16 protein-coding genes are annotated in these 15,070 nt (G+C 53.8%); 6 read left to right on the forward strand and 10 right to left on the reverse strand.

Annotated features, from left to right (window positions below):
* Nucleotides 1-153: 153 nt before the first annotated feature.
* The 4 genes from ACO2Q8_RS15430 to ACO2Q8_RS15445 form a co-directional block, all read right to left on the reverse strand.
* A complete protein-coding gene (locus ACO2Q8_RS15430) occupies nucleotides 154-1,158 on the reverse strand; it encodes an NAD-dependent epimerase/dehydratase family protein (RefSeq protein ID WP_423345730.1) in 1,005 nt (334 codons plus the stop codon).
* Nucleotides 1,155-1,949 (reverse strand): SDR family NAD(P)-dependent oxidoreductase, encoded by a 795-nt coding sequence (locus ACO2Q8_RS15435; protein ID WP_423345731.1) that lies wholly within the window; start codon nucleotides 1,947-1,949, stop codon nucleotides 1,155-1,157. Before ACO2Q8_RS15435 ends, ACO2Q8_RS15430 begins: the two co-directional genes overlap by 4 nt.
* Nucleotides 1,950-2,053: 104 nt before the next feature.
* Nucleotides 2,054-2,878, reverse strand: coding sequence for a sterol desaturase family protein (locus ACO2Q8_RS15440; RefSeq protein ID WP_423345732.1), 825 nt, complete (start codon nucleotides 2,876-2,878; stop codon nucleotides 2,054-2,056).
* Nucleotides 2,879-3,003: 125 nt separating this feature from the next.
* Nucleotides 3,004-3,789 (reverse strand): SRPBCC family protein, encoded by a 786-nt coding sequence (locus ACO2Q8_RS15445; protein WP_423345733.1) that lies wholly within the window; start codon nucleotides 3,787-3,789, stop codon nucleotides 3,004-3,006.
* A 196-nt stretch (nucleotides 3,790-3,985) separates the two neighbouring features.
* Between ACO2Q8_RS15445 and ACO2Q8_RS15450 the strand changes: the two genes are divergently transcribed.
* The 6 genes from ACO2Q8_RS15450 (at nucleotide 3,986) to ACO2Q8_RS15475 (ending at nucleotide 8,247) form a co-directional block, all read left to right on the forward strand.
* A complete protein-coding gene (locus tag ACO2Q8_RS15450; protein WP_423345734.1) occupies nucleotides 3,986-4,102 on the forward strand; it encodes a 30S ribosomal protein THX in 117 nt (38 codons plus the stop codon).
* Nucleotides 4,103-4,291: 189 nt separating this feature from the next.
* Nucleotides 4,292-4,543 (forward strand): hypothetical protein, encoded by a 252-nt coding sequence (locus tag ACO2Q8_RS15455; RefSeq protein ID WP_423345735.1) that lies wholly within the window; start codon nucleotides 4,292-4,294, stop codon nucleotides 4,541-4,543.
* Complete coding sequence (locus tag ACO2Q8_RS15460) at nucleotides 4,543-4,986, forward strand: hypothetical protein (RefSeq protein WP_423345736.1); 444 nt, start codon at nucleotides 4,543-4,545, stop codon at nucleotides 4,984-4,986. Before ACO2Q8_RS15455 ends, ACO2Q8_RS15460 begins: the two co-directional genes overlap by 1 nt.
* Nucleotides 4,987-5,038: 52 nt before the next feature.
* The gene (locus tag ACO2Q8_RS15465; RefSeq protein WP_423345737.1) at nucleotides 5,039-7,003 is read left to right on the forward strand and encodes a tetratricopeptide repeat protein; all 1,965 of its coding nucleotides are present in this window, start codon (nucleotides 5,039-5,041) and stop codon (nucleotides 7,001-7,003) included.
* Nucleotides 7,004-7,062: 59 nt separating this feature from the next.
* On the forward strand, nucleotides 7,063-7,644 hold the full coding sequence (locus ACO2Q8_RS15470) for a Uma2 family endonuclease (protein ID WP_423345738.1): 582 nt from the start codon (nucleotides 7,063-7,065) through the stop codon (nucleotides 7,642-7,644).
* A 42-nt stretch (nucleotides 7,645-7,686) separates the two neighbouring features.
* On the forward strand, nucleotides 7,687-8,247 hold the full coding sequence (locus tag ACO2Q8_RS15475) for a pyridoxamine 5'-phosphate oxidase family protein (RefSeq protein ID WP_423345739.1): 561 nt from the start codon (nucleotides 7,687-7,689) through the stop codon (nucleotides 8,245-8,247).
* A 36-nt stretch (nucleotides 8,248-8,283) separates the two neighbouring features.
* On the opposite strand, the gene ACO2Q8_RS15480 is transcribed toward ACO2Q8_RS15475, so the two are convergent.
* The 6 genes from ACO2Q8_RS15480 to ACO2Q8_RS15505 all read right to left on the reverse strand — a co-directional run bounded on the left by ACO2Q8_RS15480 (nucleotide 8,284) and on the right by ACO2Q8_RS15505 (nucleotide 14,983).
* Entirely contained in the window at nucleotides 8,284-9,480 is a 1,197-nt protein-coding gene (locus ACO2Q8_RS15480; protein ID WP_423345740.1) for a gliding motility-associated C-terminal domain-containing protein, read from the reverse strand.
* Nucleotide 9,481: 1 nt separating this feature from the next.
* Entirely contained in the window at nucleotides 9,482-10,573 is a 1,092-nt protein-coding gene (locus tag ACO2Q8_RS15485; protein WP_423345897.1) for a Gfo/Idh/MocA family protein, read from the reverse strand.
* 118 nt (nucleotides 10,574-10,691) lie between these two features.
* Nucleotides 10,692-11,318, reverse strand: a complete 627-nt coding sequence (locus tag ACO2Q8_RS15490) for a gluconate 2-dehydrogenase subunit 3 family protein (protein ID WP_423345741.1) — start codon at nucleotides 11,316-11,318, stop codon at nucleotides 10,692-10,694.
* A 108-nt stretch (nucleotides 11,319-11,426) separates the two neighbouring features.
* Complete coding sequence (locus tag ACO2Q8_RS15495) at nucleotides 11,427-13,169, reverse strand: GMC oxidoreductase (protein WP_423345742.1); 1,743 nt, start codon at nucleotides 13,167-13,169, stop codon at nucleotides 11,427-11,429.
* Nucleotides 13,170-13,315: 146 nt separating this feature from the next.
* On the reverse strand, nucleotides 13,316-14,554 hold the full coding sequence (locus ACO2Q8_RS15500) for an RNA polymerase sigma factor (protein WP_423345743.1): 1,239 nt from the start codon (nucleotides 14,552-14,554) through the stop codon (nucleotides 13,316-13,318).
* Between the two features lie 75 nt (nucleotides 14,555-14,629).
* Nucleotides 14,630-14,983 (reverse strand): YciI family protein, encoded by a 354-nt coding sequence (locus tag ACO2Q8_RS15505; RefSeq protein ID WP_423345744.1) that lies wholly within the window; start codon nucleotides 14,981-14,983, stop codon nucleotides 14,630-14,632.
* Between the last annotated feature and the right edge of the window lie 87 nt (nucleotides 14,984-15,070).

Consider the following 15,070-nt stretch of genomic DNA (forward strand, 5'->3'; position numbering starts at 1 on the left):
GCTCGAATCGTCGAATGGCTTCCTTGCCGCAAAGATTGATAAAACCACCTGGCAGCTAAATGAATTGAGCAATCGGGTTTTACCCCAACCCCTCCCCCATAGGGAGGGGTTGGGGTGGGGTTATGCTGGGTAAAACCTGATCAATTAGTACAGCTAAATACTACCGGGATAAGATTCAAACCCCTCTTTAAACCACCCCATTGCGTCTACGATGGCCTGTTGCACCGGCGAAACCGGCATCTTTAGCTCCGTTCGGGCTTTCACGCCGGAATAGTAATTGTCCTGCGTCAACAAGGTGGCATTGATGCGGTTTAACGGAAGCGACTGTCGAAAAAGCCACTCCCCAACGGAGCAAATTCCCCCGGCCAGCCGAATTAATGACGCCGGAATGGGAAGCTCGATGGGTGACTTACCGGTTAAGCGGGCCAGCATCGGAAAAAACTGGTCATATGGCAGGTTTTCGTTCGCCAGCAGGTAACTTTCACCCGGTTTTCCCAAGGTAAGCGCATTGACCGTGGCCCGGGCGGCATCGCGGACATCGATAAAGCTCTTCCCTCCCGATCCCGGATAGAAAATCACCCGGTTTTGCATGGCATACCGAATGACGGCCCCCGAACTGGGTTTAAAATCATAGGGGCCCAGCATAAAGGTGGGATTGACCACCACGGCGTTGACGCCCTCCTGAACGGCCTCGCTTATACGCTGTTGGGCTTCGTACTTGCTGGCAATGTAGCCGGAATCCATCAGATTAAAGGCGTACGGGCTTTCCTCCGTAGCGGGTTGTTCGAGCGTACCCGGCCGAAAAACCGATGCCGTGCTGACATACACCAATCGTTCAATGTTCCATTTTCGGACGGCTGACAGGATGTATTCTGTGCTGGCAATGTTAGCTTCGTAATACGCCGACAGATGCGTTGGGTACGGGTCGGTCCGGGCGGCTGCGTGAATGACGGCCTGGCAATCACTCATTGTCCCTTCCACCGAAACCGGGTCGGTAATGGCGGCTTTTACCCAATCGACCTTTTTGAACCACGGCAGCCTGTCGATACGCTGGGGAAGTGAGCGGTACAACGCTTTTACTTCGTAGCCTTGCCGAATCAGTTCACCAGCAATATGAATCCCGAGCAGTCCGGTCACGCCGGTTAATAACACTCTCATACCGCCGTTGCAATTTCTTTCCGAAGCATCGAAACCACCAGCGGTTGTCGCCACGACCACGGAATCCAGCGGGTCATCCAGTAGCCAAACTTGTTGGTCCAGCCCGGAATGATGACCGACTGCCCTTCTTCCACCTGCCGGAGAGCGATTTGTGCAATCAGTTCCAGCGGTACCGTGGCCATTCGTCCCAACCGGCCGTGTTTGCTCAGCCGGGCCTGATTCTCAGGCGTGTGCGGCATCGGGCCGGGATGTAACACACTCACCTGAACGCCTTTTTCACTCAATTCGGCCCGCAAACCCAACGAGAACGAATAAATAAAAGCCTTCGAAGCCGGATAAACGGTTTTATACGGAATCGGTGAAAAAGCCGCCATGCTTGACACGTTCAGAATGTAAGATTGCGGAAATTTAAGCAGAAATGGCAACACCAACCGGGTTAATAATGACGTACCGATGATATTTAATTGCAGGATTTTTTCAATCCGTTCGGTATCCGCCCGTTCAAAAGCCTGCGAACCGCCGATCCCGGCATTGTTGATGAGGTAAAAAATGTCGAAACGGGAAACCGTCAGCCAGGCTACAAGTTCTTCAATATTCGACCGTTGACAGAGATCGGTTTCATAAGCGGCCACCCGAACGTTAAACCGCATCCGGATGTGTTGGGCCAGTTCGGGGAGATTTTCATTCGGAAGCGAAACCAGAATCAGATTTTGTCCCTGCCGGGCAAGCTCCAGGGCTATTGCCTTTCCTAACCCGGAACTGGCTCCCGTAATCAACACATATTTTTTCATACCAAAAGGATAACTAATTGTCCGGATTGCCGCTCCACAGCGAAGATGATGGCAGCCGATAAAACGTTGCAGAATATGAGTGTGGAATTGAGTCGGACGGTTGCTCAGGGTGGGCCAAACAGGACTCCCCAGGCGGCCCTGAGCGACCGCACCTGCCGCAGATCCCGCCAGATGTCGGCCCAGACGTGGAAGTTCAGGTAAACCGGGTTGAACGATTCCACGGGTTTGGTCAGGCCATAAACCGGTTTTTCGTCTTCCTCCTGAAACGTTCCGAACAATCGGTCCCAGATGATCAGCGAGGAGCCGAAATTTTTGTCGATGTACCGGTCGTTGCTGCCGTGGTGAACGCGGTGGTGCGAGGGCGTGACGAAAAAAAACTCAAACCAACGGGGCAATTTGCCGATCATTTCGGTATGAATCCAGAATTGGTAGAGCAGGTTAATTTGGTAACAGGTCAGCAAAACCACCAGATCGATCCCCGACATCCAGGCCGGAATGAAGAAAATCAGCTTCAGGTGCTGCGTCCACGAATTGCGAAAGGCCGTCGAAAAGTTCAGGTGCTCCGACGAATGGTGCGTGACGTGCGTGGCCCACCAGACCCGCTGTTTGTGCGCGATAAAATGCGCAAAATAATTGCAGAGGTCGATCAGCGCGTAGGCCAGCAGCCAGCTCCACCAGTGGATTTCAAACCGCCAGGGCGTGATCTGGTAGCAAAACAGCGCGAAACCAAAAACGCTGGTTTTCAGGAGCGCATTGATGAGTAAGCTGCCAATGCCAATTCCTACTGATGACCAGAAGTCCCGGCTTTCGTAGCGGTGGTCTTCGTCGTGCCGGGTCAGCCAGAATTCGAGGAGAACGGAGCCCACAATAACCGGGGCGGCATAGGTGGTCAGGGGGATCAATTCCCGTTCCAGGTGCTGCAAATCCATTAGTTCGTTGTTTACTGTTCGCCCTAATGACAGCCAGCCATGCCTTTCCCCCTATCGGCAGCAACAAAAAATCTCCGTTGTTGCACACAACAACGGAGATTTTTCAGTACCAATTCTCCGGCCTTTCAAAGCTGCGCCGTGCCGGAAAGGGCTTGCGCTGCCGGAACAGCGGCTTTTTCATCCGATTCGATGACTTCTTTAAACCGGCGTAAATCTTTCTCAATCAGTTGCGAGAAAGCCGGATTGAACAGCTTCATGATGGCGCTGCCCAGGTGTCCGACGGGCGGACGATACCGGATGGTCGCCTGAAGCTCGGTGCCAAAACCGTCGGCCGAATCCGCAAAGCGGACTTCCCCGGCGTTGTCGACCGTAGCGCCTTCCACGGATTTCCAGACCAGCCGCTCGTTCGGCACCTCGTGGATAATCTGGGCATCCCATTCCACCGAACCGAGCGTTTCGGCCACTTTTCCGTCGCCCACCTGGGCCACCCAATGCGAGTGCGTCGAGTCGAGTTGCCGCACTTCTTTCAGGTGCGACATAAACCGGGGCAGGTTTTCGAGTTGCCGCCAGAATTGGAAAACCTCTTCCCGGGGTTTATAAATGGTCAGGCGGGTCGTAATTTCAATCGGTTGCAGGGTCGCGGCTGGCCGGTCGGCCGTGTTGCGGCCAATGGCTTCGCTCATCGGACAGTGCCCCGACATGCCCCGGTAAACCAGGTAGCCCCCGGCGGCTGCTAGCAGGAGCCCGCCGATCGAGCCTCGTTTCAAACCGTAGGTCAGTAACATGCCTCCGCCGACCGTCGACCAGACCCGTTCGTCTTCGCCGACGTTAATCACGCTTGATCCGCTCACGGCGGGTTCAAGCTTTTCAATTCCGGAATTTTCCAACGCTGCTGTGTTCAGACTTGCCATACCTTTGTTTGTTAACGGTTAATCACGTTACAGTAACCAGAATGACACCGAGATGTTTGGAAACCCGAGGGACAGGATGGCCCACATGAAAGAAGGAACTTGGAATAGTCCGATGAAATGAGTAACTAGGATTTAAAATGGACGCTTACCCAGTAAGCAGGGATTGTCAGTTGGTCTTACACTTAACTTTCTGAACATGGGAAAAGGAGATGTCAAAACCAAGCGCGGTAAAATCTGGCGCGGTTCCTACGGCGTAAAACGCCCCAAACTCACGAATCAACAGGGAAAAGGGAAAGAAGGCGGCAACGGCTGAGTTCCGCAGCCTTTCCATCAGAAAAGCCTCGCCCAGCGGGGCTTTTTTGTTGCTGAAAGTACGGCCGAAAAAATACGCGTACCCTCGTAAATCTACCCGCTCCTGAAAATGCGTAGTCCTGCGCTAAAAGCAACCAAAGCCAGTATTTATCTTTGAATCAGTTACTTACCCTCACTACCACATCAGATCATGGAGCAAAAACCAGACAACCGGGCCGCTCATTTTGTAGCCGCCCTGGAAGGAATTGAGTTGACGAAAGAGCAGCACGAACGGATTTCGTCGGGCATTCAGGAAGTGGTCATGCGCGAACTGGCCCGCATCGACACCAAAGGCGATTTAGCTATTGCCAAACGGTTTAAGTTCGAGAAAATCGGTCTCCGTCCCGGCGACCTGATCAACGGTGTTCGTCTGAAACTGGTCCAGCAGGGTCTTTTTCAGTAATGGATACCGTGGAAAACCAGCAACCGGGCAAAGAAGGTTTTCTTCTTTGCCCGAGCTACATCGCCAAGCCCGGGGCGCAGTTGTTTGGCATTCTCAACGCCGAAGGCCGTGTTTCATTCCTGCGTCAGCCCATCCCTATCGATCACACATTTGTGGAAGCCGCCCGGGAAGGTCGCCCGGCGGAAGAACGATTCCGGTTTGCCGGAAAATGCGTCCGTACAGGTTGTCACCAATGGAGCAAATCCCGGCAAGCCTGCACCCTGGTGGAGCGGCTGCTCGAAAACCGGGTATCGAGCTCGGCCCTGCCCGACTGTCCGATCCGAAACCGTTGCCGTTGGTTTCACCAGCGAGCCGAAACCGCCTGCCAATCGTGCAATGAAGTCATCCGGCATCATGAAATGAGTTTCGCTGGAAATGATCTTTCCCCCGAATCCAGCCACTAGCAGGCCGTATGGTACATCTTTTGCGGGATTTTTCCCGTAACCAGATTTTCGTATGGCCAAACAAAAAAAAACGGATCCCCGGTCGTCAATTCGCCCGACTGTTGCTCCCCACCCAGCCCGACCTACGTCCCTCCAGGCAAAGGCTGAAGCGGCTGCGCAATCTCCCAAACCCGGTTTTTCGCACCTGCGCATTACCCTGTGGCTACCCTTGGTGCTGTTGGCCGTGCTGATCGCTTTTTCGTTTGGCTTCCGAAACGGATTTGTCGATTGGGACGATTCGGAATATGTTTTCGGCAATCCGTATGTCCTTCAACCCACCGGTGAGCACATCCGGACCCTGCTCCAGTCTGTTGTAGCCCTTAATTATCATCCACTGACGATGGTTTCGCTGGCGGGCAATTCGGCCTGGTTTGGCCCCGGAGCCACTTCGTTCATTGTGACCAACACGCTGATTCACTTACTCAACACGGTGCTGGTTTTTGGGTTGGCCTACCAATTGAGCCGTCAAAATCAATGGGTTGGTCTTTTCGTCGCTGCACTGTGGGGGCTGCATCCGATGCACGTCGAGTCAGTGATCTGGGTTTCCGAACGAAAGGATGTACTGTATACGCTGTTTTTTCTGAGCGCCTGCCTGACTTACCTCCGATACCGAAAAACCGGCACCAGGAGCTGGCTTTTGTCGACGTTTTTATTGTTTGTATTAGCATGCCTGAGCAAGGCCATGGCCGTCGTGTTGCCGCTGGTTCTGCTCTTGCTTGACTATTGGGAGAGCGAAAAACCGGGTGTCCAAGGCTGGCGAAAACCGTCGGTCTGGCTCGAAAAACTGCCGTTCTTTGGAGTCGCGGTTTTCGTCGGACTTGTGGCGACCAACGTGCAGGCCGGGGGTGATTTCCACGGCTGGCTGCTACGAATTGCCGAGAAGAAAGATGCCGTCGGTCAGGAACCGTTTGCGGCCCGCTGGCTGGTCTATGGCAGCTATGGGTTTATGATGTACCTTATCAAACTGGTGGCACCGTTCCGGTTATCGGCCTTTTATCCGTATCCCGAAAACGTCCGGAACATCGAACCCCAGCACTGGCTGGGGCCGGTGGTGTTTCTGCTGGTAAGCGGTTTTGCCCTCTGGCATTTTTTTACGGCCCAAAAGAAGAGTAGTCGTTTGGTGGCCTTTGGCCTTGGCTTCTTTCTGATTACGATTGTGCTGGTGCTGCAATTTATGACCGTCGGAGCCGCCATCATGGCCGATCGTTATAGTTACCTTTCGTACTTCGGCCTGTTATTCCTGCTCGTTTATGGGCTATTTCTGTACACCGAACATTCCGGTTCCGGACAGCAATTCGCCACCTCTACGCTGGCCGCCTTTGCCGTTCTATTCTTTTACCTGACAACGCAGCAGGTTCAGGTCTGGAAAAATACCGAAACGCTCTGGACGAACGCATTGCGTTACTACCCCGACAATGATCAGATGCGCGAGGGGCTCGGGGATTATTATGGCAAACAAAATCGCATCGACGAAGCCATGCAGCAGTTTCAGGCCGCCGTCGCCAACGGAAGCGCACGGTATCATTGTTACGAAGGACTGGGCAATGTGTACGGATTAAAAAACGATTTCCCGAAAGCGCTGGAAATGTATGACCAGGCCCTGCGCATGGATTCGACCAAGAGCGACGTGTATTACAACCGGGGGCTAACCTACAACAAAGTCAACCGGTTTTCGGAAGCGCTCCGGGATTTCAACAAAGCCCTGGCGCTGGTGCCCGAAAAAGACACGGTGGTCTTGACCGCACGCGGTTTTACGTACCTCCAGTTGAAGCAGTATCGGGAATCGGTGTCCGATTACAACCGGTTTTTACAGTACAAACCGGACGATGCAACTGCTTGGCATAACCGGGGTGTCAGCCGCTATTACCTGGGCGACCGCGCCGGAGCCCTGGCCGACATCCGACGGGCCGTGGCCCTGAAACCGGATTACACCGAAGCGCAAAACAACCTGCGGCAACTCGAACAGGCCAGTCAATAAATACCCGTGTGCAGCGCTGTTTTTTAGTATCTTCACGTACCAACCAATTCCGAACGAGTATGGAAACGATCGACGTGCCGAACGAAACCAAACGAATTACGCCCGCTCACGCTGGCCAGTCGATGAGCAAAGCTGACTTCCTGAACTGGACGCCCGACGACGGTTTTGCCTACGAGTGGAGCAACGGCATTCTGGAACCCACCTACACCATGAAACAAGAAGAATTGTATTTAATTCAACGCATCACCCGGCGTTTTTCGACCACATCAGCTTACCAGAAACTGGCGGAACTGGTTCCTGAAATCAACTTTTGGGTCACCGAAATGCAACTGCGTCGGCCGGATTTGTCATTTTATACCGCAGAGCAAATCCGCGAATCGGCGGCTGGTCAGGATGTTATTCCGGCTTTTGTAATTGAAATCATTTCTGAATACGACGACATTGTGAAGGTTGAAAAAAAGCTCATCGAGTATTTTCAGGCCGGGGTGCAGGTGGTGTGGCGCATCATTCCGGCGGTTCGGACGGTGTCGGTGTATACGTCTCCCAAAACCGTGTCCATCTGCACCGAGGAGGACGTTTTCAACGCGGCTCCCGTTGTGCCCGATTTAAGCCTGACGGTGAACGAACTGTTTGCGGTGTAAGACCGTTCTCCCGGCAACGGTCTTCCTCTCTCCGTAACACCTATGGGAAAATTCCACGATTCCATCAAACCCGCTCACCGGGCATTTATTGAAAAACAGCACATCTTTTTTGTCAGTACCGCACCCTTGTGTGCGGATGGCCACGTGAACCTGTCCCCGAAGGGCCTCGACTGCTTCCGGGTTTTATCCAACAATCAGGTCGGCTACATGGATCTAATCAGTAGCGGCAACGAAACCTCCGCCCACACGCTCGAAAACGGCCGCATTACGCTTATGTTCTGTTCTTTCGAAGGTGCTCCATTAATTCTGCGCCTGTATGGAAAAGGCCGGACGGTTTTGCCCGACTCGGAGGACTGGGCCACCTACGCTCCCCACTTTACCATTTACCCCAGCACCCGCCAGCTCATTTTGGCCGACATTTCGCTGGTACAAACCTCCTGCGGTTTTGGCGTTCCGTTGTTTCAGTACACCGGTGAACGCGACATCCACTTCGACTGGGCCGATAAAAAAGGGAAAGAAGGCCTTCAAGAGTATCTGGAAGAAAAAAACCTGATCAGTCTCGACGGCTTACCGACGGACTGGGGCTTGAAAACCGGAGTGTAGTTTCGGTCGAAATTTAAAAATCAGACTAGTTTTCCATTACTTCATGAGCAGCACCAGTCCGCGCTTTTCCAGCCGTTCGCCGGACGCTTTTTCGGTGATCATCCGGTACGAGTAAGGTCCGGGAGGCAAGGGTTGGTTCTGCTGGTGCCCATCCCAACCGTCCCGGGCGTCGTCCGACTGAAAAACCACCTCGCCCCAGCGGTTGAAAACCGTCAGCCGCACCGGTCGACCCACCAGTCCTTTCGGTACAAACCGGTCGTTGATCCCGTCCGCATTCGGGCTGAACGCATCGGGCAGGAAAACCGTCGAGTCTACGACGGGCACCGGGTCGGGTGGTTTGGGCGGTTCGTAACAGACTTCAGCAGAAGGCGGAGCCTGCAGACACGTATCTGCCAGCGTAATCCGGAAGCAAACCGACTGGGTGGTATCGGCTTCAAGCTGGAAAATAGCCCGTTGCGTTTCATCAAAACGGCGGCTTCGCTGGTAGATTCCGCCCGGAACGCGTTGCTCAAGCCAGATTGCGTTGGCTCCCGGATTCGTAAACGTGACTTCCAGGGTCCGCGCTCCGATGGCTTTCACGCCCTCTATGACGGGAGATGTCGATGAGCGAACCGGTCGAAACCGTAGCCGCGTAGTCCCCCCGCACATTCCGTACAAATGAACGCCCTGCACGGTTATTTCCCGGGGAGAATCGTCCGGATACGCATGAGCACCGAACGGTTTTGCACCATCGAGCCGCTCAGAGGTTCCGTCGCCCCACTTAACCTCGTACCAATCATACTGGTAGTCAGCCGCTTTCGGAATTGTCAATGACAAGTGGTTCAGGCAGCTTGTGGTCGACACTTCCGGTGGCAGTGTATCATACACCTGCACAATCGCACAGGCGCGAAGCTGTCGGCCCTCCTGTTCCGAATATTGCAGAACCCGGTACAACCCGGCTTTTCGATACGTATATACTGAATCGCGTTTCAGGTCAGTTTCTTTGACGGCTCCACCCTGGTATTCAAACACGTAACGGACATTTTTCACACCCCGTAAACTGCTGCTTGCTTTAATGGTCAGCGGAAGGCACCCAATACCGGGTGATATCTGGAGAGAACCGGAAAACTGTCCGGCGGTGGGGATGCATTGATCCGACTGCGCCCGGCAGGTTGAAATGACAAACAATAGAAAGACGCCGAGTGGAATCCCGTATTTTGCGATCCACCCGGCGTCTTTCTTGTATGTTTGCATGTTACGTTAGCTTCACGGATTGGCCGGTTTTGGCTGCTTTGTAGATGGCTTCAACAATTCGGATGTCCCGCATACCTTCTTCGCCCGGGGCAATCAACGGTTTGTTGTTCATGATCGCATCCGCATCATCGTCCATCTGCATGGCCTGCTGCCGGGGAACATCGTACTTATGCTCAATCTTTATGCCACCCGGAGCCTCCCCACGCTGGCCGTTGTAAGCCGAATACGGTTCAATCCGGAGGATACCCTTTTCGCCCGCTACGTGCAGAAAGTTCATGTTGATGCCGAAGCTGGTCTGCACGGCCGCCCGCGCCCCGCTGGGAAATACCAATTGGGCCATCGTCGTCTCGTCCAGGCCGTTTTTGTAAATCTCCGGTCGAGTCGTGTATTGCTGGGCCGTTACCGAAATGGGTTCTTCGCCGGTAGCCAGCCGTGCGCCTTGTAGCACGTACACGCCCATGTCGTACATGACACCCCCGCCCATTTCCTTCTTCTGCTTCCAGTGCGTCGTCCGGTTGTCGTTGTAACCTGCCGAACAACTTACCATCTTGATTTTGCCCAACTTTCCTTCGCGTAGCAACTTGACGTATTCCTGGGTGTTGGGTTCGTGTTGTAACCGATACCCCACCGCCAGCAACCGCTTGTTCTGCTTGCAGGCATTGATCATGTCCAGGCATTCTTTTTCGGTAATCGCCATCGGTTTTTCCACCCAGACGTGCTTCCCGGCTTTGGCCGCCCGGATGACATATTCCTTGTGCATCGACGGGGGCAACACCACGTATACCACGTCGATGTCGGGGTTGTTGGCAATCGTGTCGAAGTTCTGGTAGTTGTACACATTCTTTTCGGGAATGTTGTACTTCTTCACCCACTGTTCGGCTTTCGACGGCGTTCCGGTTACAATGCCGGCCAAATAGCAATTTTTGGTCAGTTGCAAAGCCGGAGCCAGCAAATCCGTACTGTAATAGCCTAAACCGACAAGTGCAACACCCAATCGATCCTTCTTCGGCGACTGTGCAATCGTCAAAGGCGAAAAAGCCAGCGACGAAGCAATCAGTCCCGTCTGCTGTAGGAAAATACGTCGAGAAGTCATCATAGGAGTTATGAGTGAAGACGGGGCCGCCCGTGCGGTTAAGAATTAAGAGTTGGCTCCGCCTGATTGTAGAAAACCGGCGGAGCCAACTCTTAATTCTTAACTCTTAATTCAAAATTTAGTCTTCGTAGCTTAGATTGTACTGTTTCAGCACATCGGCGGGGACGCCTTCCCATTGGTTGGGGGTGTTCCCGACATAGCCCAGGTCTTTGATGCCCATCGGGCTGGTAAAGAAACCGGTGGCGACAAAACCGCGCATCATGTTGAAGAACGAAACACCCTGCGTCATGTCCGGCTTGGCTTTGGCCGGATAGGCGATTTCGTCGACGATTTCGAGTTGCTGGGCCCGCAGACAGTCGGCAAATTTCTTCCCGAACCGTTTCGTACTCACGTTATCGAGCCAGCGAATGCCCCCGCGCATCGGCGTCTGCCACTGCGGCTGGTCTTTCATCATGAACTCAATAAAGGCCGGTACACCCGCCTGGGAAGCACTACCGGATTTGGCATCGGCCGGAATAATGATGTCGCCCAGCACCGTCACGGTTTTCAGTTCGTGGGGTGTAAAAAACTTCTCGGCGTTCAGTTTGGCGTCGCGCTCGGCTTCAAACTTCTGCCGACCTCCGGGAATTTTTACCGGCTTGACATCGGGCGGCAACACCGACTCGGCAGCGGCAATCTGCGGGTTCATCCCGGCAAATCCCAAACTGCTCAGGGTTATGGCTTTGAGAGAATCTCTGCGTTTCATAGTCTGAGATTTCTCTGATCAACCCTGATAATCCCTGATAAACTCTGTGAAACAGCTTAAAGCGTTATTACACAGGGTTTATCAGAGAACATCAGCGGTTATCAGAGGTTAGATGTTCTTTTGTTTGACTTGGTCGATGATGTAATCGGAGGTCCGCCAGGAATTCGCCAGAATGGTCCAGGTCACGTTTTTATCACCCTGCGAGGGGAACGCAGCCGCATCCACCACGAACAGGTTCTTGACGTCATGGGCCTGCGAAAACTTGTTCAGTACCGAGGTTTTCGGGTCATTCCCCATCCGGGCCGTACCGATTTCGTGGATGATTTTTCCGGGCGCTTCCAGACCGTAGTTGGTTTCCGGACCCGGTTTTTTACCCAGCGGAATACCGCCCATCGCGTGAATGATTTCCTCGAAGGTATCCTGCATATGCTTGGCCTGCTTGATCTCGGCATCCGACCACTTGTAGTTGAACCGCAGCGTTGGAATTCCGTATTTATCCACCGTGTTCGGGTCAATTTCGCAGTAGTTGCTTTCCAGGGGAACCGGTTCGCCCCGACCCGCCATACCGATGTTCGCACCGTAGAACCGGCGGAAATCATCTTTCAGGCTTTCGCCGTAGCCACCAGCCTCTTTCGACTTGCCATCCCGACCCGGCACCAGCGCGTTGCGGCCTTCCATCCCGAAGCCAAAACCGTACATCGGCATCCCCATCCCACCGCCGTATTCGATGTGGTAACCACGCGGGAAGTCGAGCTTTTTGTTGTCCAGCCACCAGGGTGAATAAATGTGTGCACCGCCCACGCCGTCTTCGTTGTACCGTTTGCGGTCCATCAACGATGGGATGAAGGCTCCGCGCGAGGCTCCCGTCGAGTCGTTGAGGTATTTCCCGACAACCCCACTGGAGTTGGCCAGACCGGTCTGGAATCGGGTTGATTTGGAATTGAGCAGCAAACGGGCGGTTTCGCAGGTACTGGCGGCCAGCACGACCACTTTCCCCATCACCGTCTGCTCGGTCAGCGTGAGGGTATCGACGTACGACACGCCGGTTACCAGACCGGTTTTGGCATCCGTCAACACCTCGCGGGCCATCGCATTGTTGATCAGGTTGACGCGCCCGGTTTTGACCGCCGGAATACACAACACCGACGACGATGAGAAGTCGGCATACGCCTGACAGGCCCGGCCACACTGCGAACAGTAGAAACAGCCGCCCCGGTCGTGAATCGGTTTCGTCAGGATTGAAAGCCGCGACGGGATCACCGGGACACCGACGCTCTTGGCGGCTTTTTTAATCATCAATTCGTGCAAACGCGGTTTCGGCGGGGGCAAAAAACGGCCGTCGGGCGCATCCCGCAACCCTTCTTTCGATCCAAAAACCCCAATCAGATCGTCCACTTTATCGTAATACGGCGCGTAATCTTCGTAGCCCAGGGGCCAGTCTTCTCCGATGCCTGTCAGGCTTTTGCGTTTAAAATCGTCCGGTCCAAACCGCAGCGAAATCCGTCCCCAGTGGTTGGTTCGTCCGCCGAGCATCCGCGAGCGAAACCAGTGAAACTCAGTCCCTTTAGCCGCAGAATAAGGTTCTCCGTCAATCTCCCATCCCCCCCAGGCGGCATCGAAATCCCCGAACGCACGGGTTGTTCCGGCCCCACGGCGGGGTGATTCGTAAACCCATTTTAACTGATTGATGTACTTCGGGTCAGCAGGGTCGAAATAGCCTCCGGCTTCAAGCAGAGCAACCGTGGCACCGGCTTTCGAAAGTTGATAAGCCGCCATGCCTCCCCCGGCTCCGGAGCCAACAATGACAACGTCGTAAACCTTCGCTGCCTTCTTTATTTGTGGAACATCCATTGAATTTTGGTTTAGTGAGTAGGTCACCGAAATATAAGTTACAAGAATATGCTGCTAAAAGTAATACCGAATACAATAAATATCCATTCTTTAACCCAAAAAGCGAAGGATTCTCTGCGAATAGTACGAAAAGCGAGAGAAGAAGGCTATGGAAGCTGCCCGGTTTTTTTGCGTAGCAATTGTTTCTCAGCCAGGGAGGTGGTCAGGGCCAGGGCTTGCTGATAATGTTGCCGGGCGCGGTCGGTTTGCTGAAGCTGCGCGTAGAGGTCGCCCAACAAGGTATGATAGTACTGGTTGTTTTCCAGGCTTTTCAGTTGCAATACTGCCATCAGGGCTTCCATCGGTCCTTCGACTTCGGCCAGTACCACGGCCCGGTTGAGGGCCACCACCGGACCCGGTTTCCGGTCGAGCAGCAGGTCATAAAACCGCAACATGGTGGGCCAGTCGGTAGCTTCGTAACTGGGAGAAATGCAATGATGCAGGGCAATGATGGCTTCGAGATGGTAGTCGGTCAGGTCGTCGCCCTCGGCTGAACGGGCGAGTTGCGCTTTTCCCTGGGCAATCAGCGCGGGGTTCCATTGGCTCCGGTCCTGGTCCTTTAACAGAACAATCGCACCGGTTGCATCGGTGCGGGCATCGAAACGGGCAACCTGGAAGCACATCAGGGCCAGCAGGGCGTGGACCGAAGGCGCGGTGGTTTGCGGATGTTGAGTAAGCAACAAGGCCAGTCGCATCGCTTCTTCGCACAAATCCTGCCGGATGAGCGTGTCCGGATGCGACGAATTATACCCTTCATTAAACAAGAGGTAAATGCTTTTCAAAACCGCATCCCGACGGAGCGGCAATTGCGCACCGGTGGGCACCTCGAGCCGGATTTCGTTCGTACGAATCTTTTCTTTCGCCCGGTAAATGCGCTTCGAGATAGTTTCCTCGCTGGTCAGGAAGGCATTGGCAATTTCGCGAATGCTCAACCCGCACAGAATTTTCAGGCACATCGCCACCTGCGACTCAAACGGCAGCGACGGATGACAACAGGCAAACAGCATTCGGAGCTGGCTGTCGTTGATTTCGTCCTCAAAAAAATACCGCTCGACCATCGCTTCGGCTTCCTGCTCGTGTACCCACTCCCCGCTGATTTCCCGGAATACTTTCTCCCGACGCACCACATCCAGCGCCTTGTTTTTCGCCACGCGGTACAGCCAGGCCGACGGGTTCTCGGGCACTCCCTGAAACGGCCACGACCGCAGCGCCTGCACCATCGTATCCTGCACGATATCCTCGGCCAGTTCGATCCGGTCGAATCCCAGCAGTTTGGCCAATACCGTCACCATCCGGCCTGCTTCGTGCCGGAACAAGTGCGCAACGAGGGAGTTGGATTCTGACATGATTTTCAAAAACGATGAATGATGAACGATGAATGGAATGACGCATTTCATTCATCGTTCATCATTCATCATTCATCATTCAAATTTCTGGATTTGCCGGACTTCCACCGTTCCGCCGGTGTCGAAATGTGGGCAACCCTGGGCCAGTGCCATGGCTTCGTCGAAGCTGTCGGCGGTTAACAGCATGTAGCCGCCAACGATTTCCTTGCCTTCTGTATACGGCCCGTCGGTCACCACCTTACCAGCCGCCGTCAGAACTTTCCCCGCTGGCAGCAGCGCCTGGGTGTCGATCATTTTCCCCTGAGCCGCAATACCGCCAATCCACTGGTTCCATTTCTGGATTTCGGCCTGAAAATCGTCGGGTGAGAGCGCCTGAAAGGCTTGTTCATCGAGTTGTTGTCCGTGAAAAATCAGCATAAATTTTTCCATGTTTATAAGGTGTTTTAAGGTGGTAAATTGTTTTTTGTAGGTAAGACAAACGGCGAGGAGAAATCCGGACAGGAAAATGAAAAAAAA

This window comes from Larkinella sp. VNQ87 (assembly GCF_049445795.1).
GTDB lineage: Bacteria > Bacteroidota > Bacteroidia > Cytophagales > Spirosomataceae > Larkinella.

What these genes read in the sequence shown, in the direction of transcription:
- ACO2Q8_RS15430 (WP_423345730.1), bottom strand. Translation starts at nt 1,158, where the DNA reads ATGAGAGTGTTATTAACCGGCGTGACCGGACTGCTCGGGATTCATATT.
- ACO2Q8_RS15435 (WP_423345731.1), bottom strand. Translation starts at nt 1,949, where the DNA reads ATGAAAAAATATGTGTTGATTACGGGAGCCAGTTCCGGGTTAGGAAAG.
- ACO2Q8_RS15440 (WP_423345732.1), bottom strand. Translation starts at nt 2,878, where the DNA reads ATGGATTTGCAGCACCTGGAACGGGAATTGATCCCCCTGACCACCTAT.
- ACO2Q8_RS15445 (WP_423345733.1), bottom strand. Translation starts at nt 3,789, where the DNA reads ATGGCAAGTCTGAACACAGCAGCGTTGGAAAATTCCGGAATTGAAAAG.
- ACO2Q8_RS15450 (WP_423345734.1), top strand. Translation starts at nt 3,986, where the DNA reads ATGGGAAAAGGAGATGTCAAAACCAAGCGCGGTAAAATCTGGCGCGGT.
- ACO2Q8_RS15455 (WP_423345735.1), top strand. Translation starts at nt 4,292, where the DNA reads ATGGAGCAAAAACCAGACAACCGGGCCGCTCATTTTGTAGCCGCCCTG.
- ACO2Q8_RS15460 (WP_423345736.1), top strand. Translation starts at nt 4,543, where the DNA reads ATGGATACCGTGGAAAACCAGCAACCGGGCAAAGAAGGTTTTCTTCTT.
- ACO2Q8_RS15465 (WP_423345737.1), top strand. Translation starts at nt 5,039, where the DNA reads ATGGCCAAACAAAAAAAAACGGATCCCCGGTCGTCAATTCGCCCGACT.
- ACO2Q8_RS15470 (WP_423345738.1), top strand. Translation starts at nt 7,063, where the DNA reads ATGGAAACGATCGACGTGCCGAACGAAACCAAACGAATTACGCCCGCT.
- ACO2Q8_RS15475 (WP_423345739.1), top strand. Translation starts at nt 7,687, where the DNA reads ATGGGAAAATTCCACGATTCCATCAAACCCGCTCACCGGGCATTTATT.
- ACO2Q8_RS15480 (WP_423345740.1), bottom strand. Translation starts at nt 9,480, where the DNA reads ATGCAAACATACAAGAAAGACGCCGGGTGGATCGCAAAATACGGGATT.
- ACO2Q8_RS15485 (WP_423345897.1), bottom strand. Translation starts at nt 10,573, where the DNA reads ATGACTTCTCGACGTATTTTCCTACAGCAGACGGGACTGATTGCTTCG.
- ACO2Q8_RS15490 (WP_423345741.1), bottom strand. Translation starts at nt 11,318, where the DNA reads ATGAAACGCAGAGATTCTCTCAAAGCCATAACCCTGAGCAGTTTGGGA.
- ACO2Q8_RS15495 (WP_423345742.1), bottom strand. Translation starts at nt 13,169, where the DNA reads ATGGATGTTCCACAAATAAAGAAGGCAGCGAAGGTTTACGACGTTGTC.
- ACO2Q8_RS15500 (WP_423345743.1), bottom strand. Translation starts at nt 14,554, where the DNA reads ATGTCAGAATCCAACTCCCTCGTTGCGCACTTGTTCCGGCACGAAGCA.
- ACO2Q8_RS15505 (WP_423345744.1), bottom strand. Translation starts at nt 14,983, where the DNA reads ATGGAAAAATTTATGCTGATTTTTCACGGACAACAACTCGATGAACAA.